Source organism: Cupriavidus necator N-1 (genome assembly GCF_000219215.1).
GTDB classification, from domain to species: Bacteria; Pseudomonadota; Gammaproteobacteria; order Burkholderiales; family Burkholderiaceae; genus Cupriavidus; species Cupriavidus necator.
Genome location: NC_015726.1, coordinates 678,807 through 702,713 on the forward strand (window position 1 = coordinate 678,807; position 23,907 = coordinate 702,713).

Sequence of the window (23,907 nt, forward strand, 5' to 3'; positions counted from 1 at the left end):
CCGGCCCGCAGAGTGGGCTGGGGCCGGTGCATCCAGTATAGGCACGCGGGTAGCCTTCTACAGCACTGGCGTCAGTACCCTGCCGTCAGCCAGGAACGCATCCAGGTTCTGCAGCGTCAGCGCGGTCATCGCGGCGCGCGTTTCATGCGTGCCGCTGGCCATGTGCGGCGCCAGCACGACATTGTCCAGCGCCAGCAGCGCGGGCGGCACGTTGGGCTCGTCCTGGAACACATCCAGGCCGGCGCCGCCCAGGCGCCCGTCAACCAGCGCCGCGACCATTGCCGCCTCGTCGATCACGCTGCCGCGCGACACATTGACCAGGATGCCCCTGGGGCCGAGGGCGTCGATGACCTCGCGCGATACCAGCCCGGCCGTCGACGGCCCGCCGACGGTGGCCACCACCAGGAAGTCGGCCCACGTCGCCAGCGCCTTCAGGTCAGGCTCGAAGCGCCACGGCGCGCCCTCGCGCAGGCGGCGGTTGTTGTACGCGATCTCCATGTCGAAGCCCTGCGCGCGGCGCGCGACGATCTCGCCGATGCGGCCCAGCCCCAGGATGCCGAGCTTCTTGCCCGACACGCGCGTGGTCAGCGGGAAGCCGCCCTGCGGCCAGCGCCCGGCGCGCACGAAGCGGTCGCCATGGGCGATGCCACGCGCCGCATCCAGCAGCAGCCCGAAGGCCAGGTCGGCAACACAGTCGTTGAGCACGTCGGGCGTGTTGCTGACCTGGATGCCGCGCGCGCGGGCCGCGTCCAGCGCGATCGCGTCATAGCCGACGCCGAAGCTGACGATGGCTTCCAGGCGCGGCAGCGCATCGATCAGCGCCACGCTGCAGCCGTGGCGCGCCGAGGTCACCACCACGCGCACCTGCTGGCCCTCGCTGCGCGCCCACGCGATCGGATCGGCCTGCTGCCACAGCGCGGCGGCGCCGTATTGTTGCTGCAGGGTGGCGTTGGTCTGCGGCGCGAGCGGGCCGACCTGGAGGATCTGGGGAGCAGGCATGGGATGCGGGATGCAAGGAGGGGACGGGCAATGGTAGCGCAAGGGTCCCCCATGCGCAGGAAGCGGGTAAATCGTGCGCGCGCAAGTTGTGCGATGTTCGTGCAGGCCGGTGGTATCGCGCCCGCGGGCGGCGGGTTATGCTGCGATCCTGATCCCTGTTGCACTACTTCACGTGCCATGAAAACCATCTACCTGGCTGGCTTCGATGTCTTTCGCAAGGATGCGCGCGCCTGGGGCGAGCACCTCAAGGCGCTATGCGCAGCGCATGGCTTCAGTGGCCTGTATCCACTCGACAAATCCGCGCCCGAAGGCCTGTCGGGTGCCGACACCGCGCGCTGGATCTATGACGCCAATCTCGCGCTGCTGCGGCGCGCCGACATGGTGATGGCCAACCTTGACGATTTCCGCGGACCGGGCGAGCCGGATTCCGGCACGGCGTTCGAGGTGGGCTTTGCGGTGGCGCTGCAGAAGCCGGTCTGGGCCTACAGCGCGGACGCGGGAACGCTGCGCGCGCGCGTCACCGTGGCCACCGACGAGGATGGCACGCCGCTGGATGCGCGCGGCTTCGTGGTGGAGGATTTCGGGCTGGGCAAGAACCTGATGCTGGCGTGTGCGGCGAAGCTGGTGCACGGTGGTGCGGCCGAGTGCCTGGCGGCGATGGCCGAGGCGATTCACCGGCGCGCCGCTGAAGCCGCCGCGCGCCGCGAGCGCGACACCGCGGTGTGGGGCGACGACTAGAGCCTGTGAACAGGCCTGGGACGCGCAGGTCCGGCTATGCCGGCGCTATCGCAAGCTGGCCGCGCGAGGCAAAAACGCGAACATCGCGGTAGTCGCGACGGCTCGCGAGCTGGCCGGCTTCATCTGGGACATCAGCCGGCTGTCCATGTCGTTGGCCGTATCGGAAGAGGCGCCCGCCGTGTAACACAGCGCTTCGTCAACCACCCGGCAACCCACTGGAAGAGTTTCCTGAAGGCGGCGTAGCCCGGGCATCCGAGTAACCCGCGAAGATACTACGCAAGGAATGTCATCCGATTTGCGACCATAGGTAGCGGCAGGCTCGTTGGACGGACCTCTGTAATGCGGTAGCCAACCCGCGAATATCAGTGTGATCCACCGTCGAGAATTACTGCTACGTCGCCCTCAGGAAATTCAGATCAAATGCACTGACCAGAAACCGAACCAATCCGATTGACAACGGAGTATCTAGGGCCGCAGCGACTGCACCCCGGCCGCGATATCGGCCGCCGTGCTGGCGACGATCTCGCGGTACGCCGCCACGACGCCATCGACCGCGCCGGGCGCGGGCAGCTCTGCCTGGGTGCGGCCGCTGACAACCTTGCCGTCTGGCAGCCGCCGCACGGTCCAGTTGATGGTGGCGCCGGCACGCTGGCCCAGGTCGGCATCCAGGCGCAGCACTTCCGTGGTGATCCGGTACAGCGGCTGCACGTCCGACATCCCCTGCTGATAGGTGTCGACCGCGCCCAGCGTGGCCTGCAGGCGTTGCGACAGCGCGTCGCGCAGCTCGTCGGGCAGCGGCGCGGACCAGCGCGCTAGGTCCAGCAGGCGCAGGCCCGCGTCGCCGCCATCGCGCACCACCAGTTGCGGGCGGTTGAGCCGCTCCGGCACGCGCACCGGCGCGACTTCCAGCCATAGCGTGTTGGTCGATGCCGGTGTCGTCGTGGCCGGCAGCGGCGCGACCGCGCCCTGCGCCAGCGTGTAGTAGCGCGGCTCGGGCGAGGCGCACCCGGCCAGCACGGCCGCGACCAGCGCGCCGGCGAGGAGGCTGGTGAGAGTAAGGCGCTTCATCATTCTTGCTCCGGCTTGCCGCGCAGCAGCGCTTCAGGGTGGCGTTCGAGGTAATCGGTCAGCGTGCGCAGCGACGTGGCGGTGCGCGTCAGCTCCTGCAGCATGCGGCGCGTGTCCTGCTGCAGCGGCGCGTCCGAGGCCAGCGTGCCGTTGGCCGCGGTCAGCGTCTTGCGCGCGTCCTGCAGCGCGGCCAGCACCTGTGGTGCAACGTCGCCGTTGAGCTGCTGCACCAGCTTGTCGGCGGTTGCCAGCGTCTTGTTCAGGCTAGCCACCGTGCTGCGCAGGTCCTGGCCGATCTGATCGAATGGCACCTTGTCGATGCGGTTGACGATGTCGCCGACCTGCGCCTGTATCTGATCGAAGGTGCCTGGGGTAGTGGCGAACTCAGGAATCGGCGCGTCCAGGTCGACCTTGGCCGGCGGCGCCTTCGGGAAGAAGTCGAGCGCCACGTAGAGCTGGCCGGTGAGCAGGTTGCCGGTGCGCAGCTGCGCGCGCATGCCACGCTGCAGCAGCCCCTGGATGATCTTGCGCGCGCGCTCGCGGTCTTCGACATCGCGTTCGCGGAAGCCCATGCGCGACGGGTACAGCTCCACCACCACGGGCATGCGGAACGCCTTCTTGTCGCGCTGGTATTCGATGCCGATCGAACGCACCTGGCCCACGATCACGCCGCGGAAGTCCACCGGCGCACCCGGCGACAGCCCGCGCACGGACTGGTCGAAATTGAGCACCGCCAGCGTGGGCGCCAGTTCCTCCGGCTCCTTCATCGCCTCGGCCTGGTCGTTGGCCAGTAGGAACTGCGTGTTCTCGGCCGCGGCGTCGGTGGCGGTGGTGTGGTCCGGCGCCTGGAAGGCGACGCCGCCCAGCAGCACCGTCACCAGCGACTGCGTCGACAGCTTGAGCCCGCCGGCATCGAGCTTCAGGTCGACGCCGCTGGCATGCCAGAAGCGCGTGTCGGCGGTGACCAGCTTGTCATAGGGTTTGTTGACGAACACGCGCAGCGTGAGGTCGCGCCCGTTGGGATCAAGCTGGTAAGCCACCACCTGGCCCACCAGCACGCGCCGGTAGTAGACCGGCGAACCGATATCGAGCGAGCCCAGCTCGGAGGCGCGCAGCACGAACTGCTTGCCGGAGGCATCGGTGGTGACCGCCGGCGGCACTTCCAGCCCCTTGAAGTCGCGCGCGGATTCCTGCGACTTGCCCGCGTCCACGCCGATATAGGCGCCCGACAGCAGCGTCTCCAGCCCGGACACGCCACTGGCCGCAAAGCGCGGACGCACCACCCAGAAGCGGGTGTCGGCCACGGCGAAGTTCTCGGCGTCCTTGGTCAGGTCAATCGACGCCACCACGTGCGAGCGGTCGCGCGCCAGCCGCACTGACTTGACCAGCCCGATGTCGACGTCCTTGTAGCGCACCGCCGTCTTGCCGGGCGTCAGGCCTTCGGCGGTGCGGAAGGTGACGGTGATCTCCGGCCCGCGCGAGGTCAGCGTATGCACCAGCAGCGAGATGCCGACCACCGCGGCCACGATCGGGATTAGCCACACCAGCGAGGGCAGCCAGCGCGCGCGGCGCCGGCGTTCGGGCCGCGGCAGGCCCGGCGGTGCCGGCGGGGGCGAACCCGCCGGCGTGGTGGCTTGGTTGTCAGTGTCGGGCATTGTCGTCTTCCAGCGAATCCCACAGCAGGCGCGGATCGAAGCTGAGCGAGGCCAGCATGGTCATGACCACGACCGCGCCGAAGGCCATGGCGCCGCCGCCGGGGATGATGGTGGCCAGCGCCCCGGCCCGCACCAGCGAGGCCAGCAGCGCCACCACGAAAATATCGAGCATCGACCAGCGGCCGATCACCTCTACCAGCCCGTACAGCCGGGTCTGCTGCCGGATCCGCCAGGTCGAGCGGAAATGCACGGACAGCAGCAGGAAGGTGAGGATCACCATCTTCAGCAGCGGCACGATGATGCTGGCGATCAGCACCAGCCCGGCGAGCATGTGCGAGCCGGACAGCCACAGGTAGATCACGCCGGACAGGATGGTGTCCTGCTGCGTGCCGAGGATGGACTGAGTCACCATCACCGGCAGCACATTGGCCGGAATATAGAGGATAAAGGCGGCGAGCAGGAAGGCCCAGGTACGCGCCAGGCTGTCGGGCTTGCGATGGTGCAGGGTGGCGCCGCAGCGCGGGCAGGGCTCGCCCTCCAGTGTGCGCGGGCTGACCAGGTCACAGGCGTGGCACGACAGCAGGCCCAGCCGGCTGGCGGTCGGGACCTGCGGCAGCGGGTTGCGCTCGTCGTCGTCGGTGAGTTCGGCCACCACCTCGCGCGCCAGCTGGCGCGGGCGGGCCAGGCGGCCGCCCGGCTGGCGGGGACGCTGCGTCGGCCGTTGCGTCTGGTCTGTCATCGGCCTTCCTCGCTCGCGGCCGTGGCATTGTCATCGGGTGTTTCCAGCTGGCGCCACAGGTCGCGCGGATCGAACGACAGCATTGCCGCCAGCACGATCACCAGCGCCGCGAACGACCACAGCGCGATGCCGGGCAGCACGCGCGCCATGCTGGACAGCTTCACCAGCGTCACCAGCACGCCGATCATGAAGACTTCGATCATGCCCCAGGGCCGGGTCTGGCGGATGCCGCGCACGATGCGGTCGAAGCCTGCGGGCATGCGGTGCTGCGCCATCGGCACCAGCAGGTAGGCCATCATCAGCATTTCAGCCAGCGGGAACAGGATGGTGGTGGCGAACACCAGTGCCGCCACCAGCCCCATCTTGTCGGTGTACAGGGCCTGCACGGCGCCCAGCAGCGTGGTCTGGGTGCGGACCCCCTGCAGGTCCATCTCGACGATCGGGTAGGCGTTGGAGACCAGGAACAGGATCAGCGCGGTGATCACCAGCGGCAGCAGCCGTTGATACTGGCGGCGGCTTTCGCGGTAGAGCTCGCCGCCGCAGCGCAGGCACAGCGCGCGCTCGCCGGGCGAGATCGGCGTGCGTTCGTAGACCGCGTCACAGTATTCGCACGCCACCAGCCGGTGCAGCATGGCCGGCGATAGGTCGGGGGTGGCGGGCGCGCCTGGCGCGTCGTGTCCTGCCATCAGCCGGGGTGCTTGCCGGTCGAGGCCGGCGGGACGTCGGGGTTGTCGACCACGGCCGGCGCCGGCGGCGGGGCCGCCACTGCCTCGCCCTGCTTCAGGTCCTGCTTTAGCTCTGCCTGCGAGCCGATGGTCCAGTCGCGCAGCAGCGCATAGGCCACGGCCAGCAGCGTCGGGCCGATGAACACGCCCAGGAAGCCGAACGCCAGCGCGCCGCCGAGTACCCCCAGCATGATCCAGATCAGCGGCATGCCGGTGCCCTTGCTGATCAGCAGCGGCTTGACGATGTTGTCAGCCATGCTGACCACGCCCACGCCCCATATCACCAGGAAGACGGCCCAGCCGGTGGCGCCGGTGTGGTACAGCCACAGCGCGGCCGGCAGCCACACCAGCGGCGGGCCGACCGGGATCACCGACAGGAAGAAGGTCACGAAGCCCAGGATGGCCGCGCCCGGCACGCCCGCAATCCACAGGCCGACGCCGGCCAGCACCGCCTGGATGAAGGCGGTGCCCAGCACGCCGTAGACCACACCCTTGACGGTGCTGCCGGCCAGCTCCAGCAGGTGGTCGGCGCGCTCGCCGGCGATGCGGTGCATGCCCGCGCGCAGCCAGGCAATGGCGAACTCGCCGCCGGTGTAGAAGAAGAACGCCAGGATGATGGACAGCGCCAGCTGGCCCAGCCCGGCGCCGATCGACAGCCCGGCGCCCAGCACCACGTGGCCAACCGGGGCGATCAGCTTGCGCAGGTTGGCGACCATCTCGGAATCGGCATTGATGACGCTGTTCCAGGAATTCTGCAGGTAGGAGCCGACATAGGGCAGGCTGCTCAGCCAGGCGGGTAACTGCGGGATGCCGTGTTCCATATAGCGGTCGACCAGCGCGGACAGCTCGTCCAGGTGCGCCGAGAAGCTGGCGCCGGCGTAGACGAACGGACCCAGCACCACCACGGTGGCGAGCAGCACGCAGATCAGCGCCGCCAGGCTGCGCCGGTTGCCCAGCCAGCGCGACAGTACCGTGTAGGGGTACCACGAGCTGAAGGCCAGGATCGCGCCCCACAGCAGCGCGGTGGTGAACGGCGCCAGCACCAGCAGTGAGCCGCCGATCAGCACGATCAGCGCGAAGACGGCTGCGATTTTCTCAATTAACTGGCCTGAACTCATGGATGGCTCTCCCTTGGACCCGCCGGTGTGACGGGAACGGCGTAAATATAGCTTACGTTGGGTGGGGCGATGCGGAAGGGGGAAGGTGGGTTAGTCGTCACTATGGCGGTGGGCCGCTGGGTGCGGCGTGTTCCCCCTGATGGGGGCACAGTGCCATAGGTTTGTGAAGGTGGATAGCGGGTGGGGTGTTTGGCTTTTCGACAGGGGGCGGTATGTGGCGCTTGGTGGGCGTGGGCTGTTTCGCCGGCGTAGCCGGGAGTCACTTCTTGTCCGAGCGACAAAAAGTAACCAAAAAACGCGTCGCCTATGCGGCTGGCAATCAATTCCACGGCGCTGGTGGTTCGAGCGGTGGTGCTTGCCGTTTGGGCGTGAGTGCCCGTTCGACCCTGCTACGCCATGTGAGTGTGGGGCAGTGCCTGCGTTAACCCACTATTGAACGATCCCCATGCAGGGCATAGGCCGCCTGCTGCAAACGGCATCGCGGGGACGCCTACGACTGCTGCGCAGGCTCAAAGTGCGCTGGCGGTCATTGGGTGCTTGCGCGGCAGCGGAGGTGTTGATGCGATGTCCGTGGAATGCCATCAATCTGGCACCGCCATCACCCCACTCTTGAGCAGTGCAGCAACAAGATCAGACTGCGTCACCATCCCCACCACGCGCCGCTGATCATCAATCACCGGCGCGTGGTGCAACCCGCCGTCGGAAAAGGCCTGTGCCAGTTCCACCATCGGCTGGTCGGCACGGGCTGTCACTACCGCCCGTGTCATCAGGTTGCGCACGGTACCAGCCAGCCGGCGCGCACCGGTATCACGCTGCGCCGCGAAAAAGTCGCTCTGGGTAACGATCCCCACCAGCCGCCGGGTGGCGTCCACCACCGGCAGGGCCTTGATGCGGTGCCGCGACAGCAGGTGTCCGGCCTCATGCGCAGGCTGGTCCGGGGTCACCATGATCACGTCGCGCGACATGATCTCGCCGCACAGCACGTTGCCGAAGTGGCGCCGGTAGGCGCGCAACTGCGCGGCCACCAGGATCTGTTCGAGGTCGTCTTCTTCAATATCCAGGAATTCGCCGCGCACCTTCAGCGCAGCATCGAGGTCGGCGCGGGTGACGCCCACGCGCTGGGATGGCGGCACGTCCTTGGTCCCGTGCTGCATGGCAGGCTCGGGCGGGCGGTGCGGGTAGCGCCGCCGCGACAGGTTGTTGAAGGCAAGCGCCATCATCAGCAGCAGCATCGAATTAAACAGCACCGGCACCGCAACAAAGCCGAAGCCCAGCGCACTGACCGCCGGCCCGCCGAATACGGCGGTGATGGCCACGGCGCCGCTGGGCGGGTGCACGCAGTGGAACTGGAACATCAGGGCGATGGCGACGGCCACGGCGACCGCTGCGGCCAGGCCAGGATCTGGGATCCAGCGCGCGCACGCCACGCCGATCACCGCGGCAATCAGGTTGCCGCCAATGATTGACCAGGGCTGTGCCAGCGGCGATGACGGCACGGCGAACAGCAGCACCGCGGAGGCACCCATCGGCGCGACAAACCAGGGATTGAAGCCGCCCAGGGTCTGGTGGCTGATCCATTCAGTGCAGATCAGGCCCAGCAGGGCGCCCAGGCAGCTTTTGAAGCGCTCCTTGCGGCTGGCGGGGACGGGCAGCGGAACGAATGTGCGCAGCCATGCACGGGCATTCTGCGCCAGGGCGGAGACGGCGGGGGCGGTTGGCATTCTTGTGACGGGGGCGCTTTGGAATGGTGCGCGTAATATATCACGGGGTGATATATTTGGCCGCCTTTGGTGCAGTGCATCCCAATCGTGGGGCATGGCGCACCGCACAAGAGCGCATAAGAGCAAGGAGCCCCCAATGTCGTCTGTTTTGCCGGTCGAGAAACGCGACTATGCCGTCAATCGTCGCCTGCTGATGCTGTCCGTGATCGCGCTGGGCATCGGTGCGCTCAGCACCGTGGCGGCGGATGTGCTGGTGAACCTGATCCGTTTCTTCACCAACCTGTTTTTCTACCAGACACTGTCGCTGGCCGAGCGCTCGCCTGCCAATCATGCATTGGGTGCGTGGGTGATCGCGATGCCGGTCATCGGGGGGCTGATCGTCGGATTGATGGCGCGCTACGGCAGCGACAAGATCCGTGGCCATGGCATTCCCGAGGCGATCGAGGCGGTGCTGTTCGGCAAGAGCACGATGTCGCCGCGAGTGGCGGTGCTCAAGCCGCTGTCGTCGGGCATCGTGATCGGCAGCGGCGGGCCGTTTGGCGCCGAGGGGCCGATCATCATGACCGGCGGCTCGCTGGCGTCGCTGCTGGCGCAGTACCTGCACCTGACCGCGGGCGAGCGCAAGGCGCTGCTGGTGGCGGGCGCGTGCGCGGGCATGACCGCGATCTTCGGCACGCCGGTGGCGGCGGTGCTGCTAGCGGTCGAGCTGCTGCTGTTCGAGCTGCGCCCGCGCAGCCTGCTGCCGGTAGCGCTGGCCTGCGCGGTGGCGGGGTTCCTGCGGCCGCTGTTCTTCGAGGCCGGTCCGCTGTTTCCGCTGCAGACGGCCGCGGCGGGCACGCCGGCGCTGCTGTCCTGCGTGCTGGCCGGCCTGCTCTGTGGCGTGCTGGGAGCAGGGCTGACGCTGGCGCTGTACCGCACCGAAGACGCGTTCTCGCGCCTGCCGCTGCACTGGATGTGGTGGCCGGCGCTGGGCGGGCTGGTGGTCGGCATCGGCGGCTACTTCGAGCCGCGCGCGCTGGGGGTGGGCTATGACGTGATCGGCGACCTGCTGAACAACCGCATCGCCATCGAGATTGCGCTGGCGCTGCTGGCGGTCAAGGCCGTGATCTGGATTGCGGCGCTGGGTTCGGGCACCTCGGGCGGCGTGCTGGCGCCGCTGCTGATGCTGGGCGCGGGCCTGGGCGTGGTGCTGGCGCCGTGGCTGCCGGGCGGCTCGCCGCAGTTGTGGTCGCTGGTGTGCATGGCCGGCGTGCTGGGCAGCGTGCTGGGCGCGCCGCTGACGGCGATCGTATTTGCCTTCGGGCTCACGCACGACACGCAGGCGCTGCTGCCGTTGCTGCTGACCACGGCAGTGGCCTATGGCTTTTCGGTGCTGACCATGAAGCGTTCGATCATGACCGAGAAGATCGCCCGGCGCGGCCTGCATATCTATCGCGAATACGGTGTGGATCCGCTCGAGCGCGCCCATGTGGACGAGCTGATGACACGCGAGGTGGTTGCCATCGACGCCGAGCTGCCGGTGGCCGAGGCAATGGTGCGCTACTTTGGCGAGCATGCGGCCCATCGCGCCTACCCGGTGGTAGCCGAAGGGCGCGTGCTGGGCATGCTGGAGCGCGCTGCGATCCGGGGCCTGGCAGCTGGTGAGATCCCGCCCGGCATGCGTTGCCGCGACCTGTTGAATGCGCCGGCGCATGTGCTGTTGCCTGGCCAGACCGCACGCGCCGCCGCGGGCCGCATGGCCGCGCTGAGCGTGGCGCGCCTGCCGGTGGTGGAAAGCGCCGAGACCATGCGCCTGGCCGGCATCCTGTCGCTGCGCGACCTGCTGCGTCCCAGCGGCAGCGTGTTCCACGAGGAATCGCGGCGCGAGCGCCTGCGCGGCCGCGCCGCAGCCTGAACGGATTCCTATTTGTAGGTCGACAGCAGGATGCTGGTCTCGGTGGCGCTGATGCCGTCGATCAGCCGGATCCGGTCCAGCGTGCGGTCGAACGCTTCCAGCGTATCGGCGCGCAGCTCGGCAATGATGTCCCAGCGGCCATTGGTGGTGTGCAGCGCCTGCACATTGGGTTCGCCGCGCAGCGCCTGCAGCACGGCGCGGGCCTTGTTGCCTTCCACGGCAATCGTCATCCAGGCGCGGATGCGGTGCGCTTCGGCCTCGGGCCGCAGGCGCACCGTGTAGCCAACGATCACGCCTTCCTGTTCCAGCTTGTCGATGCGGTTCTGCACGGTCGCGCGCGACACGCGCAGCGCCTGCGCCAGCGCCGTGACCGGCATGCGCGCGTTGTCGCGCAGGAGGGAAATCAGCTGGTGATCGGTGGCATCCATGGGGTGGGCAAAAGGCCTTTGCAAAGCGCCAGCATAGGCTGGCATTTTGATAAATGGCTCGCGCAAATTGTGCAAGTTGCTGGCTATTAGTTAACACCAGCTTGCCCGAGAATTCAATCAACCGATTGCTTTCCCAACGCCTGCCATTAAAAAAGGAGCCCCCGTGACCCACACCCCCACGATCCTGCTGGTCGAGCCGACCTTCTACGACGTGTCGTACAGCATCAATCCGTGGATGGATCCGGCTGCCTGGGCGCGCGACCCGCGCGGCATGCACCGCAGCGCCATGCAGTCTTTCGACGCGCTGCGCGAGGCGCTGGGCCGGGCCGGCTTTGCGGTGGAGGTGGCCCCCGGCGCGCCGGGGCTGCCCGACATGGTGTTCCCGGCCAACGCCGCGGTGGTGCTCGATGGCCGCGCGCTGCTGGCGCGCTTCCGCTACCCGCAACGCCGTGGTGAAGAGGCGCCGTTCGCCGACATCTTCGGCACGCTGCGCGAGCGCGGCCTGCTCGACGAAGTCGCGCTGCTGCCCGAGGGCTGCTTCCAGGAAGGCGCGGGCGACTGCATCTGGGATGCGGGCCGCGGCCACTTCTGGGCCGGGTTCGGTCCGCGCTCGTCGCATGAGGCGGCCGTGGCGGTGTCGGACTACTTCGGCAAGGACGTGGTGGCGCTGGAGCTGGCCACCGAGCAGAGCTACCACCTCGACGTCTGCTTCTGCCCGCTTTCCGGCGGCGAGGTGCTGTACTACCCGCCGGCCTTCAGCGAGGCGGCGCTGCGCGAGCTGCGCGCGCGTGTGCCGGCGCGGCTGCGTATCGAGGCCAGCGCCGACGATCTGCGCCACTTCAGCGTCAATGCCGTCAATCTCGACGACCAGGTGGTAATGACCCGCACCACGCCGCACCTGCGCACCGAGCTGGGCCGGCGCGGCTACCAGCTGCATGAGGTCGACCTGTCGCCCTTCATGCTGTCCGGCGGCGGCGCCTATTGCATGACGCTGCGCCTGGATCGCCGCAGCGGGCCGGGCATCGCCGCGGTGGCGGCCTGAGCGCAGGCACCGCACCGACAACAAAGGAGACGGTCTTGACATCCGCCCCTCCCTGAAGGGAGGGGATTCCCTCTGCAGGCGATCGATGTCCCGATCGGGCAAGGATATTTAGCGCAGCGTTCACATCGCGATCATGTACAGCACCGCATTCACTGCATACCCACTGCCTTATTCCAAGGTCTGCGATACCTTTCGGCCTCTCCGGCGGCATCGCGTCGCACGAAGAACAAACCTGGGTGGTGAAACGTTCGTCGATTTCCTCATACCACGCGCCATGCGCAATCGCCTTGTACGCGAGCATTGTGCGGAAGGACGACCAGCCCGCATCGAGGACGGACTTCGCCATGCTGGTCCTGGCGAGGCCGGCGGCATTCACATTACCCACCGCGATGTAGTCGAAGTCCCGCACGATGCGATGCGAGAGCTTGTGCAGGAAGTCGCGCCGCGCATTGGCGATGCGCGCGTGGAGGTTCGTGGCCTGTCGTTTCTTGCGCGCCCGTTGCGCCTTGGCAAGGGCTTGCTCGAGTTGGCCAAGGTGACGCGGATTCTCGATCTTCTCGCCCGTGGAAAGCGTGGCAAGGTCCTTCAAGCCCAGATCGATGCCGACACCGCGGGCCGGGGACCGGGCGTGAGTATCGGCAACTTCGATCACGATGTTCAGGAACCAGTTGCCTCGCGCGTCGCGAGAGAAATTCGTGCCGTCCTTGATCTTGCCTTCGGGAAGAGACCTGCAGTTGAACACGCGAAACGTGTTGCCGGCAAAGCGGAATGCGTCGCCCGAGCGCTTGAGATCCCGCCCCTTGAGCGGCACCCAGCCGAGGGATCTGCGGCCGCGATAGCGCAGGTACGGCCGGCGATGCTGGCTACGCGACTTGGCGTACTGCTCGCAAACCGCGTTGACGGTGCCGGAATGGATACGGAGTTCCTTGCTGCTGCCGGTGGTCAACACGTTCAGATCGAAACCCGTGGGCCATTTCTTGCCCCATTTCAGCGCGTGCTTCTGTGTGTCATTGCAGAAGTTCCAAACGTAGTTCACCGCGCGGCTCTGCTGATTGAGCAGGCCGTTCAGCGACTTTACCCGGTAGCGATAGACGAGAAGCATGCCGGTCATTCTAAATTGGGATTGCTTGCTGCCGGCAGCACTCCTTTCACTCCCCGCCCTGAAGGTCGGGGTTTCTCGGAGCAAGTCTGATGAAAAGCACCGCCCGATCCCTGTTCCTGGACGCCAGCGACGTGGCCCGCCTGGTGGCCGCCATCGGCCCGCAGGCCGCTATCGTGGATCTGGCCGGGCAGGTCCGGCAGGCCTTCCTGCGCTGGCACGATTTCGACAAGTCCGCGCGGCTGGCCAGCCATTCCGCGCGTGGCGTGATCGAGCTGATGCCGGTCAGCGACGGCGTCCAGTATGCATTCAAGTATGTGAACGGCCATCCGCGCAATGCGCTGCACGGCATGCCGACGGTGATGGCCTGCGGCTTGCTGGCCGAAGTGGAAACCGGCTTCCCGCTGATGCTGGCCGACCTGACGCTGGCCACCGCGCTGCGCACCGCGGCCACCTCGGCGCTGGCGGCACGCGCCATGGCGCGGCCCGGTGCGGCGACCATGGCGCTGATCGGCAACGGCGCGCAGGCCGAGTTCCAGGTGCTGGCCTTTCAGGCGATGCTGGGCGTGCGCGAGATCGCCGCCTATGACATCGATCCGGCCGCCACCACCCGGCTGATGCGCAACCTTGCTGGCGTACCCGGTCTTTCGATCCGCCGCGCCGGATCGATCGAGGCCGCCCTGGCCGGGGCGGACATTGTCTCAACGGTCACCGCCGACAAGACTCGCGCCACCATCCTCACGCCGGAAATGGTGCGGCCTGGCATGCACCTTAATGCGGTAGGCGGCGACTGCCCCGGTAAGACTGAACTGCATCCCGATATCCTGCGCCGCGCGCGCATCGTGGTGGAGTACGAAGCCCAGACGCGCATCGAAGGCGAGATCCAGCAGTTGCCCGCCGACGCGCCGGTGACCGAGCTGTGGCAGGTGCTGGCCGGCCACGCGCCCGGCCGCGCGGCGGCGGACGAGGTGACCGTATTCGATTCGGTTGGGTTTGCGCTGGAAGACTACGCCGCGCTGCGCTGGCTCTACGCCGCAGCGCAGGCGCACCGGGCGGGCAGGGCGGTTGAACTGGTGGCGATGCCGCCGGATCCGCGCAACCTGTACGGGTGGATGATGGCGCAGGCCGACGGCGACGAAGCCGGGCTGGCAACGCCCCGGCAGGCGGCAGTGGCCTGAGGCCGCAGGCGATACCGGGGCCGGCATGGCCCCGGTATGCAGCCGTGCTCAGGCGGTGCGGCCCATCATCAGCTGGGCGCGCAGGAAGCCCTTGACCTCTTCCAGCGACGGCGTCTTCAGGAACACCATGATGCCCCAGTGCTGCAGGGCATCGGCCACGCCTTCATAGGCCTGGCGGTTGGTGATCACGGCAAAGATCACGTGCTGGCTGGCAAAGAAATTCTGCAGCTTCTCGATGGTGGCCGACTCGGCGTCGTTCAGTTCGTCGACGTAGTACAGCACCACGCGCGGATGCTCGCTGACCGAGGTGATGACGGTATCCAGCACATCGTCGACCACCACGCTCTTGAGCGGCAGCCCCCACTTGGCAAGCTGGGCGTGGATGCGCTGCGCTTCCTGGTGGTTGGGGTGGAACACCACCAGGTCCAGGCCGTGCGGCGACGCCGATTCCGGCCCGATGCGCGTCGCCAGCAGGCGGTGCACGGTTTCCTTGTGGATGCGCCGATGGCCGCCGTTGGTCTTCCAGGCGCCAAGTTCGCCGCGTTCGACCATCTTCTGGACGGTGCCCAGAGAGACGTTAAGCAGTTTTGCCGCTGTACGCGTGCTGTAATAAGGCTTTTCAGCCAGTGCCGGATCCAGTTTCATCCCATCACCCGTGGTCCTGAAGGCAGCCGCGCCGGGACGGCGCCCGCGGCGCCAGGCACAAGCGCCGCGCGGTAGTCACTGCCAATGGTTGACTGACCCTGTGTCCTGGCCCGCTCCCCCGCCGGCCGGACGGCTTTCGTTATAAATTTGTTATTTCTTTCATTTCCAGCCGATCAGCGACTTTCTGGACATATTGAATGTCTGGGACTCTGATCTGCTGGAAGCCAATAATATGCCGCAAACGCCAATCGATCTGTAAGAAAAAACATAATTCCATCGCGTATTGGTTGTTTAACGCACATTGGTGCTTGCAGGCAGACACGACAGTAACGCAGACATGGATTTGCAGGGGTGGTTCCCCATGGCTGGACACAGCGTCTGAAGCATCCGCTGAATACAGCGGCCGCTTCAGAGTCCTGTCGTGACGTGACAGATCGCGTGGCATGGCCCGCGCTGCTGCCCTCGGTTCACGGTCCGCGCTTCACCGCGGCACTTCACAGCCCGTGCTTGCGCACCTTGTCGAACAGCGTGGTCTTGGCCACGCCCAGGGCTTCGCTGGCGCGGCTCAGGTTGCCGTCGTGGCGGCGCATGGCATCGGCAATCAGTGCGCGCTCGAATTGCTCGACTGCCTGCGCCAGCGGCAGGGCTTCTGGCGCGGTGGTGCCGTGGCCGGGGATGCAGCCCAGCCCCAGCACGTGGCGCTCGGCCAGGTTGCGCAACTCGCGCACATTGCCGGGCCATGGGTAGGCTACCAGCGCGGCCAGCTCGGCCGGGGTGGCGGGAACAGCCTCGCGGCTGAAGCGCAACGCGGCCTGCGCGACGAAATGTTCGAACAATGCCGGCACGTCTTCGCGCCGCTCGCGCAGCGGCGGCAGCTCCAGCGTGATCACGTTCAGGCGGTAGTACAGGTCAGCGCGGAACTGCCCGGCATCGGAGAGCGCGCGCAGGTCGGCCTTGGTGGCGGCCACCACGCGCGTGTTGACCGGCACCGGCAGGTTGGAGCCAAGCCGTTCCACCACGCGTTCCTGCAGCACCCGCAGCAGCTTGATCTGCAGCGGCATCGGCATGCTCTCGATCTCGTCGAGAAACAGCGTGCCGCCTTCGGCGTGCTCGATCTTTCCGATGCGGCGGCGCGCGGCACCGGTGAACGAGCCGGCTTCATGGCCGAAGATCTCGCTCTCGAACAACTGCTCTGGCAGGCCCCCGCAGTTGATGGCAACAAAGTTGCGCGCGTGGCGCTGGCTGGCCTCATGCAGGCAGCGCGCCACCAGCTCCTTGCCGGTGCCGGTCTCGCCGTGGATCAGCACATTGGCGTCGGTGTCGCCCAGGTCGGCGATCAGGCGGCGCAGCCGCTCGACCGTGGGCGAATGGCCGATCAGGTGGGCTTCCAGCTTCTGGCGTCCCGCCAGCCGTTCTCGCAGTTCTGACACTTCCAGCGCCAGCCGGCGCTGCTCCAGCGCGCGGCGCGTGGCGTCTACCAGTTGCTCGGGCGAGAACGGCTTTTCCAGGAAGTCGTAGGCGCCTTGCTTCATCGCCTGCACCGCCAGCCCCACGTCGCCGTGGCCGGTGATCATGATCACCGGCAGGGCCGGGTCGCGCTCGCGCAGTTGCGCGAGCAGCGCCATGCCGTCCTGGCCCGGCAGGCGAATGTCGCTGACGACCACGCCCGCATAGCCCGGTCCGGCCTCGCGCAGCGCGGCCTCAGCGCTGCCCACGCCGCGCGTGGCGATGCCCTCCAGGCGCAGCGCCTGCTCGCAGCCCAGGCGCACATCGGCATCGTCCTCGACGATCAGTACGGTCAGGTCAGCCGGCATGCTTTGCATCCTGTGGGTTGGCGTCGTGCCGTGCCAGCGGCAGCACCAGCGTGAAGCAGGCGCCGCCGTCCGGGTGGTTGGCGGCGGACAGGCTGCCGCCGTTTTCATTGAGGATGCCGGCCGACAGCGTGAGGCCGAGCCCCAGGCCTTGCCCGGCGGGCTTGGTGGTGAAGAAGGGCTCGAACAGCCGTGCGAAGGCTTCCTCGGACAAGCCGGCGCCGTTGTCGCGCACGGTCAGGTGGACCATGGCGCCCGCCACGTGCGCGTGCAGCGCAATGCGCGGCGCGGACTGGCCGGCGACGGCATCGAGCGCGTTGCCGAGCAGGTTCACCAGCACCTGTTCCAGGCGGTTGGGATCGCACACCACCGCCAGCGTCGGATCGATATCGCGCTGGAGCGCGGGCTGGACCGCGTCCACGCGTGTCTGCAGCAGGAACAGCGCGTTGTCCACCGCTTCGGCCAGCCTGGCCTGGCGGCGGCCGTTGCCGGACTTGCGTGCAAACGACTTGAGCGCGCCGGTGATGCGGCCCATGCGCTCGACCAGCCCGATGATGGTGTCGAGGTTGGTGCGCACGGTGGCGTAGTCGCCGCGCTCGAGGAACTTGCCGGTGTTGCCGGAGATGGTGCGCAGCGCCGCCAGCGGCTGGTTCAGTTCATGCGCGATGCCGGTCGACATCTGGCCCACGGCGGCCAGCTTGCCTGCCTGCAGCAGCCCGTCCTGGGCCTGGCGCAGCACGGTCTCGGCACGGATGCGTTCGGCTACCTCGGCCTGCAGGCGCTGGTTGGAGGTGGACAGGTCGGCGGTGCGATCGGCCACCTTGCGCTCCAGCTCGCTGTTGGCCGCCTCCAGCGCGGCGCGCGCCGCCAGGCGCTCGTTGACGATGCGCCGGCGCACGTTCCACGCCGCCCCCAGCAGCAGCACGAAGGCGCTCAGCACGCCGGCCAGCGCCGCCGTGTTGAGCGCGGCCACGCGCGCCTGCGAGGTATTGGTCAGCAGCGTCAGCTGCCAGTCGGTGCCGGGCAGCGCGGCATGCTGCGCCAGCATCGGCGGGCCGCTGCGCAGGCGCACCAGTTCGTCGCTGCTGCCGCCGTTGCCGTTGTTCAGCTTGCGCACCAGGGTCAGCGGCAACTGCGGCAGCGGGGCGCGATTGTACTGCAGGCTGCGCGTCAGCCGCTCGCGCGCCTCGGGTGACAGGGGGCGCAGCGCAGCCAGCTTCCACGACGGGTCCGAGGCCAGGATCACCACGCCGTTCTCGTCGGTCAGCAGCATCTGGCTGTCGGCGCCCTGCCAGCGGTTCTCCAGCGGCTCCAGACCGATCTTGACCACCGCCACGCCGACCGGGTTGTCGCGCTCGCCCAGCGGCGCCGACAGGTAGTAGCCCGATTCGCTGCGGGTGGTGCCCACGCCGTAGAAGCGGCCCAGCTGGCCGTCCATGGCCGACTGGAAGTACGGGCGGAAACTCAGCGCTTCGCCCAGGTAGCTGTCCGGGCGCTGCCAGTTGCTGCTGGCCAGCACCTTGCCGTGCGCATCCAGCACATAGATCACGCGCGTGCCGGCGCGGGTATTGAGGGCGCTCAGGTAGTCATTGGCGCGTGCCGCGCGGGCGGCGTCGTCCGGGCGCAGCAGCAGCGCGGCGATGCGCTCGTCCAGCGACAGCAGGCCGGGCACGTAGTCGTAGTGGGCCAGCTCGCTTTCCAGTGCCTGCGTGTACAGCCGCAACTGCACCTGGCCGCGTTCGGCCTGGCGCGCCAGCGCGGTGTCGTAGCTGTAGCGGTAGCCGAGCGAGCCGGCCAGGCCCACCAGCACGGCCAGCGCCAGCAGTGCGAGCAGCGGCGCAAGGCCGCGCAGGCCGTGGGGCAGGCGCGAGCTGGCGGGTGCGGCGGACGCAGGTGCGGTGGCGCGGGTGGTATCGCCGGGAGGATGTAGCGGACCGGTCATCAGGTGTTGGGTGAGGCAGGTGGCAAAGCCGCCGCGCGGGCAGGACGGGCGGGGGCCGGCGCGGGTGCCTACTTTTACCACACCAGGGGGGCAGTGCCGCGCCAGAATGCAAAAAGGCCCGGTTGCCGTATCGGCAACCGGGCCCTGGCACGCCTGGCGGACGGTATTACTTGCCCGCGAGGACCTGGGCAGGTGCCAGGCCGGTGGTGGTATCCGCGGCGGGTTCATCCTCCTCGGACGGTACCGGCGCGCCAATGGCGCCTTCGCTTTTGGCGACGACGGCGGTGGCAATCGCATTGCCAAGCACATTGGTCACGGTGCGACCCATGTCGAGTACGTGGTCGATGCCCAGCACCAGCAGGATGCCGGCCTCCGGCAGGCCGAACATCGGCAGCACGGCGGCGACCACCACCAGCGAGGCGCGCGGCACGCCCGCGATGCCCTTGCTGGTGACAAGCAGGACCAGCAGCATGGTGATCTGCTGGGTCAGCGACAGCTGGATGCCGTACACCTGCGCCACGAACAGCGCGGCAAACGAGGTGTACATGATCGAGCCATCCAGGTTGAACGAGTAGCCCAGCGGCAGCACGAAGTTGGTGATGCGCTCCTTGACGCCGAAGTGGGTCAGCTGGTCGATCACCTTCGGGTAGGCCGATTCGCTGCTGGCGGTGGCGAAGCCGATCATCAGCGGCGCGCGCATCATCTTGAGCAGGCGGAACACGTCGCGGCCCAGGAAGAAGTAGCCGCCGGCGATCAGCGCCACCCACAGCAGCGACAGCGCCAGGTACAGGCTGCCCAGCAGCTTGGCGTACACCACCAGCACGCCCAGGCCCTGCGCGGTGATCACCGCGGCGATCGCGCCGAACACGCCCACCGGGGCAAATGCCATCACGTAGTTGGTGACCTTCAGCATCACCGTGGCGAGGCCTTCGATGCCTTGCAGCACGGGCTTGCCCACGCCGTCCTTGACCGTGCCCAGCGCAAAGCCGAAGAACAGCGAGAACACCACGATCTGCAGGATCTCGTTGTTCGCCATGGCCTCGACAAAGCTCTTGGGGAACATGTGGGCGATGAAGTCGCGCAGGTTCAGCGCGCCGGTCTTCAGGTTCGAGGCGGCGTCAGCCGGCGGCAGCGGCAGGTTCATGCCGTGGCCGGGCTCCAGCAGGTTGGCCATCACCAGGCCCAGCAGCAGCGAGGTGATCGAGGCGCCAACGAACCACATCATCGCCTTCAGGCCGATGCGGCCCACGGCGCGGCCATCGCCCATGCTGGCGATGCCGGCCACCAGCGTGGCGAACACCAGCGGGCCGATGATCATCTTGATCATCCGCAGGAATACATCGGTCAGGATGGACAGGTGGTCCGCAATCGATTTGGCGGTGGCGGCGTCCGGCGCCATGTTGTGCGCGGCGGTGCCGACCAGCACGCCTAGCAGCATCGCAATGAAGATCAGGGTGGGCAGTCGATTCAGTTTCATCGTGGATCAGGCCTCTGCGTCCGTCTCCTGTGGCAGGGACGGGCGTCTGTGTATTGCGGGAAGGCTGGGCGGCGATGTCGGGGCGCCGGGCCGGCCTTGTCGTGGTTCAGCGCGGCAACAGGTGCCGGGGGCTCGCCGGGGTGGCGTAGGGGGTGGGCAAGGCGGGGTCGGTCATGTGTGTCCTCCTTTGTTTTTGGCATCGGCCGGGACGCCGGGCGGCGTGCCGGCATACCCGTCTGGCGCTGTGGGCGGCGGCCTATATTGCACGCGCCGTGCCAGGCCGAAGGGGCTGCAGGCGTTGCACAACTTATTGAATACAAAGGGGAAAAGGATGTGATTCCGGCGCACGGTTCGGGAATCCGGACCGGAATGCGACAACGCCGTTCGGGAATCCGAACGGCGTTGTAGGTGTTAACCCGCGGTTTTAAGGGGCTGGCGGCAGGCTCCCCGCTCCCGCACGCGGGACAGGGAGAGCAAGGCCCAGACAAGCTTGGGTGGCGTTGGCGCACCCTGCGCGAGCGGTCTGCGCCGGCGCCAGGGAACTCATTTCAGCCGCCGTCCCAACGTTTCCGGCACCATCGCCAGGCCGATCAGCGACACCAGGCCGCAGCCGATCACGTACAGCGCGGGCGCATTGACATTACCGGTGACCTGGATCAGCCGGGTCGAAAAATACTGCGCAAAGCCGCCGAAGATCGCGATCGCCACGCAATAGGCGATCGACAGCCCGGTGGCGCGCAGCCGCTGCGGCAGCACTTCGCTGACCAGCACCATCGAGGCCGGCGCGGTCATCGACATCGGCACCGACAGGCAGCCCACCACCACCAGCAGGCGCGTGAGCGACGGCTCGGCGTTGATCAGCACGAAGGCCGGGTAGACCATTGCCAGCAGCGCCACGCGCGACCACAGCACCACGGTCTTGCGGCCGATGCGGTCAGCCAGCCAGCCCGCGAACGGCGACAGCGCCACCTGCACCAGCGCCGCCACGCACGCGGCCCAGATCCCCAGCGACAGCGGCATCTTCAGCACGCTGACCGCGTAGTTGCTGAGGTAGTACACGACGATATAGGTCGACGAAGCCAGGCCGATCATCAGCAGGATGCTGGCGATCACCTCGCGGCCATGGCGGCGCAGCAGCGGCCATTGCGCGGCGTGCTCGCCATGGCGCACGGGCGTGGCGGTTTCTTCCAGCCGGCGGCGGATCACCAGGCCGACCGGGATCACCAGGATGCCGATCATGAAGGCGAGGCGCCAGCCCCAGGCTTCCAGGTCTGACGGCGCCAGCACGTTGCTTAGCACCAGGCCGGTGATCGCGCCTAGCAGCGCCGCCAGGCCCTGGCTGAACGGCTGCCATGCAGTATAGAAGCCGCGCGTGCGGTCATCGGCGTATTCCAGCAGCAGCGCGGTCGATGCGCCCATCTCGCCGCCGATGGCAAAGCCCTGCACCAGCCGCGCCACCACCACCAGCACCGGCGCCAGGATGCCGATCTGCGCGTACGGCGGCGTCACCACGAAGATCAGCGAGCTCAGCCCCATCAGCCACAGCGTCAGCGCCACCGCCGGCTTGCGCCCGGCGCGGTCGGCGTACATGCCGATCAGCAGGCCGCCCAGCGGGCGCATCAGGAAGCCGACGCCAAAGGTGGCGAACGACATCAGCAGTTGCCCGGTAGGGTTGTCGACCGGGAAATAGAGCCGGCCGATCAGCGTGGCAAAGAAGCTGTAGACGACGAAATCGTAGAACTCCAGGCCATTGCCGATGGTGATGGCGGCAATGGCGCGCGTGCGTGACAGCTGCGCCTGGGGCGCAGCGACCGCCACGCCGGCGGTGGTGTCGATGGACATGGGTGTCTCCGTAAAACGATAAGGCGCCGACCGGGGCGCACGTGGCGGCCCCGGCGGCAGAACGGCTCTTGCTGGCCGCGGGGTTAGTCGCGCGATGCGTGGTTCAGCATCGGCAGGTCCAGGCCCTGCTCGCGCGCGCAGTCGACGGCGATCTGGTAGCCGGCGTCGGCATGGCGCATCACGCCGGTGGCGGGGTCGTTGTGCAGCACGCGGGCGATGCGGGCGGCGGCTTCATCGGTGCCGTCGCACACGATCACCACGCCGGAATGCTGCGAGAAGCCCATGCCCACGCCGCCGCCGTGGTGCAGCGAGACCCAGGTGGCGCCGCTGGCGGTGTTGAGCAGCGCGTTCAGCAGCGGCCAGTCCGACACCGCATCCGAGCCGTCCTGCATGGCTTCGGTCTCGCGGTTGGGGCTGGCGACCGAGCCCGAGTCCAGGTGGTCGCGGCCGATCACGACCGGCGCCGACAGCTCGCCGCTGCGCACCATCTCGTTGAAGGCCAGGCCAAGCTTGGCGCGCAGGCCCAGGCCCACCCAGCAGATCCGCGCCGGCAGGCCCTGGAAGCTGATGCGCTCGCGCGCCATGTCGAGCCAGCGGTGCAGGTGCTCGTCATCGGGGATCAGTTCCTTGACCTTGGCGTCGGTCTTGTAGATGTCCTGCGGGTCGCCCGACAGCGCGGCCCAGCGGAACGGCCCGATGCCGCGGCAGAACAGCGGACGGATATAGGCGGGCACGAAGCCGGGGAAGTCGAAGGCGTTGGCCACGCCTTCTTCCTTGGCCATCTGGCGGATATTGTTGCCGTAGTCGAAGGTCGGCACGCCCATCTGCTGGAACGCCAGCATGGCGCGCACATGCGCGGCCATCGAGGCCTTGGCGGCCTTGACCACCACCGCCGGCTCGCGCTGCGCGCGTTCGCGGTATTCGTCCCAGCTCCAGCCGGCCGGCAGGTAGCCGTTGAGCGGGTCATGCGCGCTGGTCTGGTCGGTGACCATGTCCGGGCGCACGCCGCGGCGCACCAGCTCGGGCAGCACCTCGGCGGCGTTGGCGCACAGCGCGATCGAGATGGCCTTGCCTTGCGAGGTATAGCGGTCGATGCGGGCCAGCGCGTCGTCCAGGTCGGTGGCCTGCTCGTCGACGTAGCGGGTCTTCAGGCGGAAGTCGATGCGGCTCTGCTGGCATTCGATATTGAGCGAACAGGCGCCGGCCAGCGTGGCGGCCAGCGGCTGCGCGCCGCCCATGCCGCCCAGGCCGGCGGTCAGCACCCAGCGGCCCTTCAGGTTGCCGCCGAAGTGCTGGCGGCCGGCCTCGACGAAGGTCTCATAGGTGCCCTGCACGATGCCCTGGCTGCCGATGTAGATCCAGCTGCCGGCGGTCATCTGGCCGTACATGGCCAGGCCCTTGGCGTCGAGTTCGTTGAAGTGTTCCCAGTTGGCCCAGTGCGGCACCAGGTTGGAGTTGGCGATCAGCACGCGCGGCGCGTCGCGATGGGTGCGGAACACGCCCACGGGCTTGCCCGACTGCACCAGCAGGGTCTGGTCGTCTTCCAGGCGGGTCAGGGCCTCGACGATGCGGTCATAGCATTCCCAGTTCCGGGCGGCGCGGCCGATGCCGCCATAGACCACCAGCTCCTTCGGGTTCTCCGCCACCTCGGGGTCGAGGTTGTTCATCAGCATGCGCAGCGGGGCTTCCGTGAGCCAGCTCTTGGCCGTCAGCGTGGTGCCGCGGGGGGCGCGGATTTCGGTGTCGCGGAAACGCGTGGTGGTGGTGGTCTTGGTCACGGGAACTC

At 67.9% G+C, this 23,907-nt stretch carries 20 protein-coding genes and 1 pseudogene; 5 read left to right on the forward strand and 16 right to left on the reverse strand.

What is annotated here, in order from left to right:
* Nucleotides 1-57: 57 nt before the first annotated feature.
* Complete coding sequence (locus tag CNE_RS03285) at nt 58-999, reverse strand: 2-hydroxyacid dehydrogenase (protein ID WP_013955719.1); 942 nt, start codon at nt 997-999, stop codon at nt 58-60.
* A gap of 177 nt (nt 1,000-1,176) precedes the next feature.
* On the opposite strand from CNE_RS03285, the gene CNE_RS03290 reads away from it, so the two are divergent.
* The gene (locus tag CNE_RS03290) at nt 1,177-1,737 is read left to right on the forward strand and encodes a nucleoside 2-deoxyribosyltransferase (RefSeq protein WP_193351047.1); all 561 of its coding nucleotides are present in this window, start codon (nt 1,177-1,179) and stop codon (nt 1,735-1,737) included.
* A gap of 7 nt (nt 1,738-1,744) precedes the next feature.
* Nucleotides 1,745-1,921: pseudogene (locus CNE_RS40745) on the forward strand (IS110 family transposase); the annotation flags it as partial.
* A gap of 281 nt (nt 1,922-2,202) precedes the next feature.
* Here CNE_RS40745 and CNE_RS03295 read toward each other — a convergent pair.
* The 6 genes from CNE_RS03295 to CNE_RS03320 form a co-directional block, all read right to left on the reverse strand.
* A complete protein-coding gene (locus CNE_RS03295) occupies nt 2,203-2,808 on the reverse strand; it encodes a PqiC family protein (RefSeq protein WP_013955722.1) in 606 nt (201 codons plus the stop codon).
* Nucleotides 2,805-4,460: a PqiB family protein gene (locus tag CNE_RS03300; RefSeq protein WP_013955723.1), complete on the reverse strand. Its 1,656-nt coding sequence runs from the start codon at nt 4,458-4,460 to the stop codon at nt 2,805-2,807. Before CNE_RS03300 ends, CNE_RS03295 begins: the two co-directional genes overlap by 4 nt.
* Nucleotides 4,447-5,199 carry a paraquat-inducible protein A gene (locus CNE_RS03305; protein ID WP_013955724.1) on the reverse strand — a complete coding sequence of 251 codons (753 nt, stop codon included), beginning with the start codon at nt 5,197-5,199 and terminating at the stop codon, nt 4,447-4,449. Before CNE_RS03305 ends, CNE_RS03300 begins: the two co-directional genes overlap by 14 nt.
* Nucleotides 5,196-5,885 carry a paraquat-inducible protein A gene (locus tag CNE_RS03310; protein ID WP_013955725.1) on the reverse strand — a complete coding sequence of 230 codons (690 nt, stop codon included), beginning with the start codon at nt 5,883-5,885 and terminating at the stop codon, nt 5,196-5,198. The genes CNE_RS03305 and CNE_RS03310 overlap by 4 nt, the downstream gene beginning before the upstream one ends.
* A complete protein-coding gene (locus CNE_RS03315) occupies nt 5,885-7,042 on the reverse strand; it encodes an AI-2E family transporter (RefSeq protein WP_013955726.1) in 1,158 nt (385 codons plus the stop codon). Before CNE_RS03315 ends, CNE_RS03310 begins: the two co-directional genes overlap by 1 nt.
* Before the next feature lie 581 nt (nt 7,043-7,623).
* Nucleotides 7,624-8,763 (reverse strand): HPP family protein, encoded by a 1,140-nt coding sequence (locus CNE_RS03320; RefSeq protein ID WP_013955727.1) that lies wholly within the window; start codon nt 8,761-8,763, stop codon nt 7,624-7,626.
* A gap of 136 nt (nt 8,764-8,899) precedes the next feature.
* On the opposite strand from CNE_RS03320, the gene CNE_RS03325 reads away from it, so the two are divergent.
* On the forward strand, nt 8,900-10,657 hold the full coding sequence (locus tag CNE_RS03325; protein WP_013955728.1) for a chloride channel protein: 1,758 nt from the start codon (nt 8,900-8,902) through the stop codon (nt 10,655-10,657).
* A gap of 8 nt (nt 10,658-10,665) precedes the next feature.
* Here the strand turns inward: CNE_RS03325 and CNE_RS03330 are convergent, their stop codons facing one another.
* Nucleotides 10,666-11,085 (reverse strand): Lrp/AsnC family transcriptional regulator, encoded by a 420-nt coding sequence (locus CNE_RS03330; RefSeq protein ID WP_013955729.1) that lies wholly within the window; start codon nt 11,083-11,085, stop codon nt 10,666-10,668.
* Between the two features lie 163 nt (nt 11,086-11,248).
* On the opposite strand from CNE_RS03330, the gene CNE_RS03335 reads away from it, so the two are divergent.
* On the forward strand, nt 11,249-12,127 hold the full coding sequence (locus CNE_RS03335) for a dimethylarginine dimethylaminohydrolase family protein (protein ID WP_013955730.1): 879 nt from the start codon (nt 11,249-11,251) through the stop codon (nt 12,125-12,127).
* On the opposite strand, the gene CNE_RS39055 is transcribed toward CNE_RS03335, so the two are convergent.
* On the reverse strand, nt 12,042-13,229 hold the full coding sequence (locus CNE_RS39055; RefSeq protein WP_269148703.1) for an RNA-guided endonuclease InsQ/TnpB family protein: 1,188 nt from the start codon (nt 13,227-13,229) through the stop codon (nt 12,042-12,044). The genes CNE_RS03335 and CNE_RS39055 overlap by 86 nt on opposite strands.
* 89 nt (nt 13,230-13,318) lie before the next feature.
* On the opposite strand from CNE_RS39055, the gene CNE_RS03345 reads away from it, so the two are divergent.
* Nucleotides 13,319-14,404 carry an ornithine cyclodeaminase gene (locus CNE_RS03345; RefSeq protein ID WP_013955732.1) on the forward strand — a complete coding sequence of 362 codons (1,086 nt, stop codon included), beginning with the start codon at nt 13,319-13,321 and terminating at the stop codon, nt 14,402-14,404.
* A 48-nt stretch (nt 14,405-14,452) separates the two neighbouring features.
* On the opposite strand, the gene CNE_RS03350 is transcribed toward CNE_RS03345, so the two are convergent.
* The 7 genes from CNE_RS03350 to hutU form a co-directional block, all read right to left on the reverse strand.
* Entirely contained in the window at nt 14,453-15,049 is a 597-nt protein-coding gene (locus tag CNE_RS03350; protein WP_013955733.1) for a helix-turn-helix domain-containing protein, read from the reverse strand.
* A 139-nt stretch (nt 15,050-15,188) separates the two neighbouring features.
* Nucleotides 15,189-15,494 (reverse strand): hypothetical protein, encoded by a 306-nt coding sequence (locus CNE_RS40925; RefSeq protein WP_148271559.1) that lies wholly within the window; start codon nt 15,492-15,494, stop codon nt 15,189-15,191.
* 49 nt (nt 15,495-15,543) lie between these two features.
* Nucleotides 15,544-16,863 carry a sigma-54-dependent transcriptional regulator gene (locus CNE_RS03355; RefSeq protein WP_013955735.1) on the reverse strand — a complete coding sequence of 440 codons (1,320 nt, stop codon included), beginning with the start codon at nt 16,861-16,863 and terminating at the stop codon, nt 15,544-15,546.
* The gene (locus tag CNE_RS03360) at nt 16,853-18,802 is read right to left on the reverse strand and encodes a sensor histidine kinase (RefSeq protein WP_013955736.1); all 1,950 of its coding nucleotides are present in this window, start codon (nt 18,800-18,802) and stop codon (nt 16,853-16,855) included. Before CNE_RS03360 ends, CNE_RS03355 begins: the two co-directional genes overlap by 11 nt.
* A gap of 166 nt (nt 18,803-18,968) precedes the next feature.
* Complete coding sequence (locus CNE_RS03365; protein ID WP_013955737.1) at nt 18,969-20,279, reverse strand: dicarboxylate/amino acid:cation symporter; 1,311 nt, start codon at nt 20,277-20,279, stop codon at nt 18,969-18,971.
* A gap of 543 nt (nt 20,280-20,822) precedes the next feature.
* Nucleotides 20,823-22,121, reverse strand: coding sequence for an MFS transporter (locus tag CNE_RS03370; RefSeq protein WP_013955738.1), 1,299 nt, complete (start codon nt 22,119-22,121; stop codon nt 20,823-20,825).
* Nucleotides 22,122-22,204: 83 nt separating this feature from the next.
* Complete coding sequence (hutU, locus tag CNE_RS03375; RefSeq protein WP_013955739.1) at nt 22,205-23,899, reverse strand: urocanate hydratase; 1,695 nt, start codon at nt 23,897-23,899, stop codon at nt 22,205-22,207.
* Between the last annotated feature and the right edge of the window lie 8 nt (nt 23,900-23,907).

Excerpts from the sequence above, each read along its gene's own strand:
- CNE_RS03355 (WP_013955735.1), bottom strand. The coding sequence starts at position 16,863 with ATGCCGGCTGACCTGACCGTACTGATCGTCGAGGACGATGCCGATGTG.
- CNE_RS39055 (WP_269148703.1), bottom strand. The coding sequence starts at position 13,229 with ATGCTTCTCGTCTATCGCTACCGGGTAAAGTCGCTGAACGGCCTGCTC.
- CNE_RS40925 (WP_148271559.1), bottom strand. The coding sequence starts at position 15,494 with ATGCCACGCGATCTGTCACGTCACGACAGGACTCTGAAGCGGCCGCTG.
- CNE_RS03330 (WP_013955729.1), bottom strand. The coding sequence starts at position 11,085 with ATGGATGCCACCGATCACCAGCTGATTTCCCTCCTGCGCGACAACGCG.
- CNE_RS03305 (WP_013955724.1), bottom strand. The coding sequence starts at position 5,199 with ATGACAGACCAGACGCAACGGCCGACGCAGCGTCCCCGCCAGCCGGGC.
- CNE_RS03365 (WP_013955737.1), bottom strand. The coding sequence starts at position 20,279 with ATGAAACTGAATCGACTGCCCACCCTGATCTTCATTGCGATGCTGCTA.
- CNE_RS03285 (WP_013955719.1), bottom strand. The coding sequence starts at position 999 with ATGCCTGCTCCCCAGATCCTCCAGGTCGGCCCGCTCGCGCCGCAGACC.
- CNE_RS03360 (WP_013955736.1), bottom strand. The coding sequence starts at position 18,802 with ATGACCGGTCCGCTACATCCTCCCGGCGATACCACCCGCGCCACCGCA.
- CNE_RS03315 (WP_013955726.1), bottom strand. The coding sequence starts at position 7,042 with ATGAGTTCAGGCCAGTTAATTGAGAAAATCGCAGCCGTCTTCGCGCTG.
- CNE_RS03295 (WP_013955722.1), bottom strand. The coding sequence starts at position 2,808 with ATGATGAAGCGCCTTACTCTCACCAGCCTCCTCGCCGGCGCGCTGGTC.
- CNE_RS03310 (WP_013955725.1), bottom strand. The coding sequence starts at position 5,885 with ATGGCAGGACACGACGCGCCAGGCGCGCCCGCCACCCCCGACCTATCG.
- CNE_RS03300 (WP_013955723.1), bottom strand. The coding sequence starts at position 4,460 with ATGCCCGACACTGACAACCAAGCCACCACGCCGGCGGGTTCGCCCCCG.
- CNE_RS03290 (WP_193351047.1), top strand. The coding sequence starts at position 1,177 with ATGAAAACCATCTACCTGGCTGGCTTCGATGTCTTTCGCAAGGATGCG.
- CNE_RS03370 (WP_013955738.1), bottom strand. The coding sequence starts at position 22,121 with ATGTCCATCGACACCACCGCCGGCGTGGCGGTCGCTGCGCCCCAGGCG.
- CNE_RS03320 (WP_013955727.1), bottom strand. The coding sequence starts at position 8,763 with ATGCCAACCGCCCCCGCCGTCTCCGCCCTGGCGCAGAATGCCCGTGCA.
- CNE_RS03350 (WP_013955733.1), bottom strand. The coding sequence starts at position 15,049 with ATGAAACTGGATCCGGCACTGGCTGAAAAGCCTTATTACAGCACGCGT.
- CNE_RS03325 (WP_013955728.1), top strand. The coding sequence starts at position 8,900 with ATGTCGTCTGTTTTGCCGGTCGAGAAACGCGACTATGCCGTCAATCGT.
- CNE_RS03345 (WP_013955732.1), top strand. The coding sequence starts at position 13,319 with ATGAAAAGCACCGCCCGATCCCTGTTCCTGGACGCCAGCGACGTGGCC.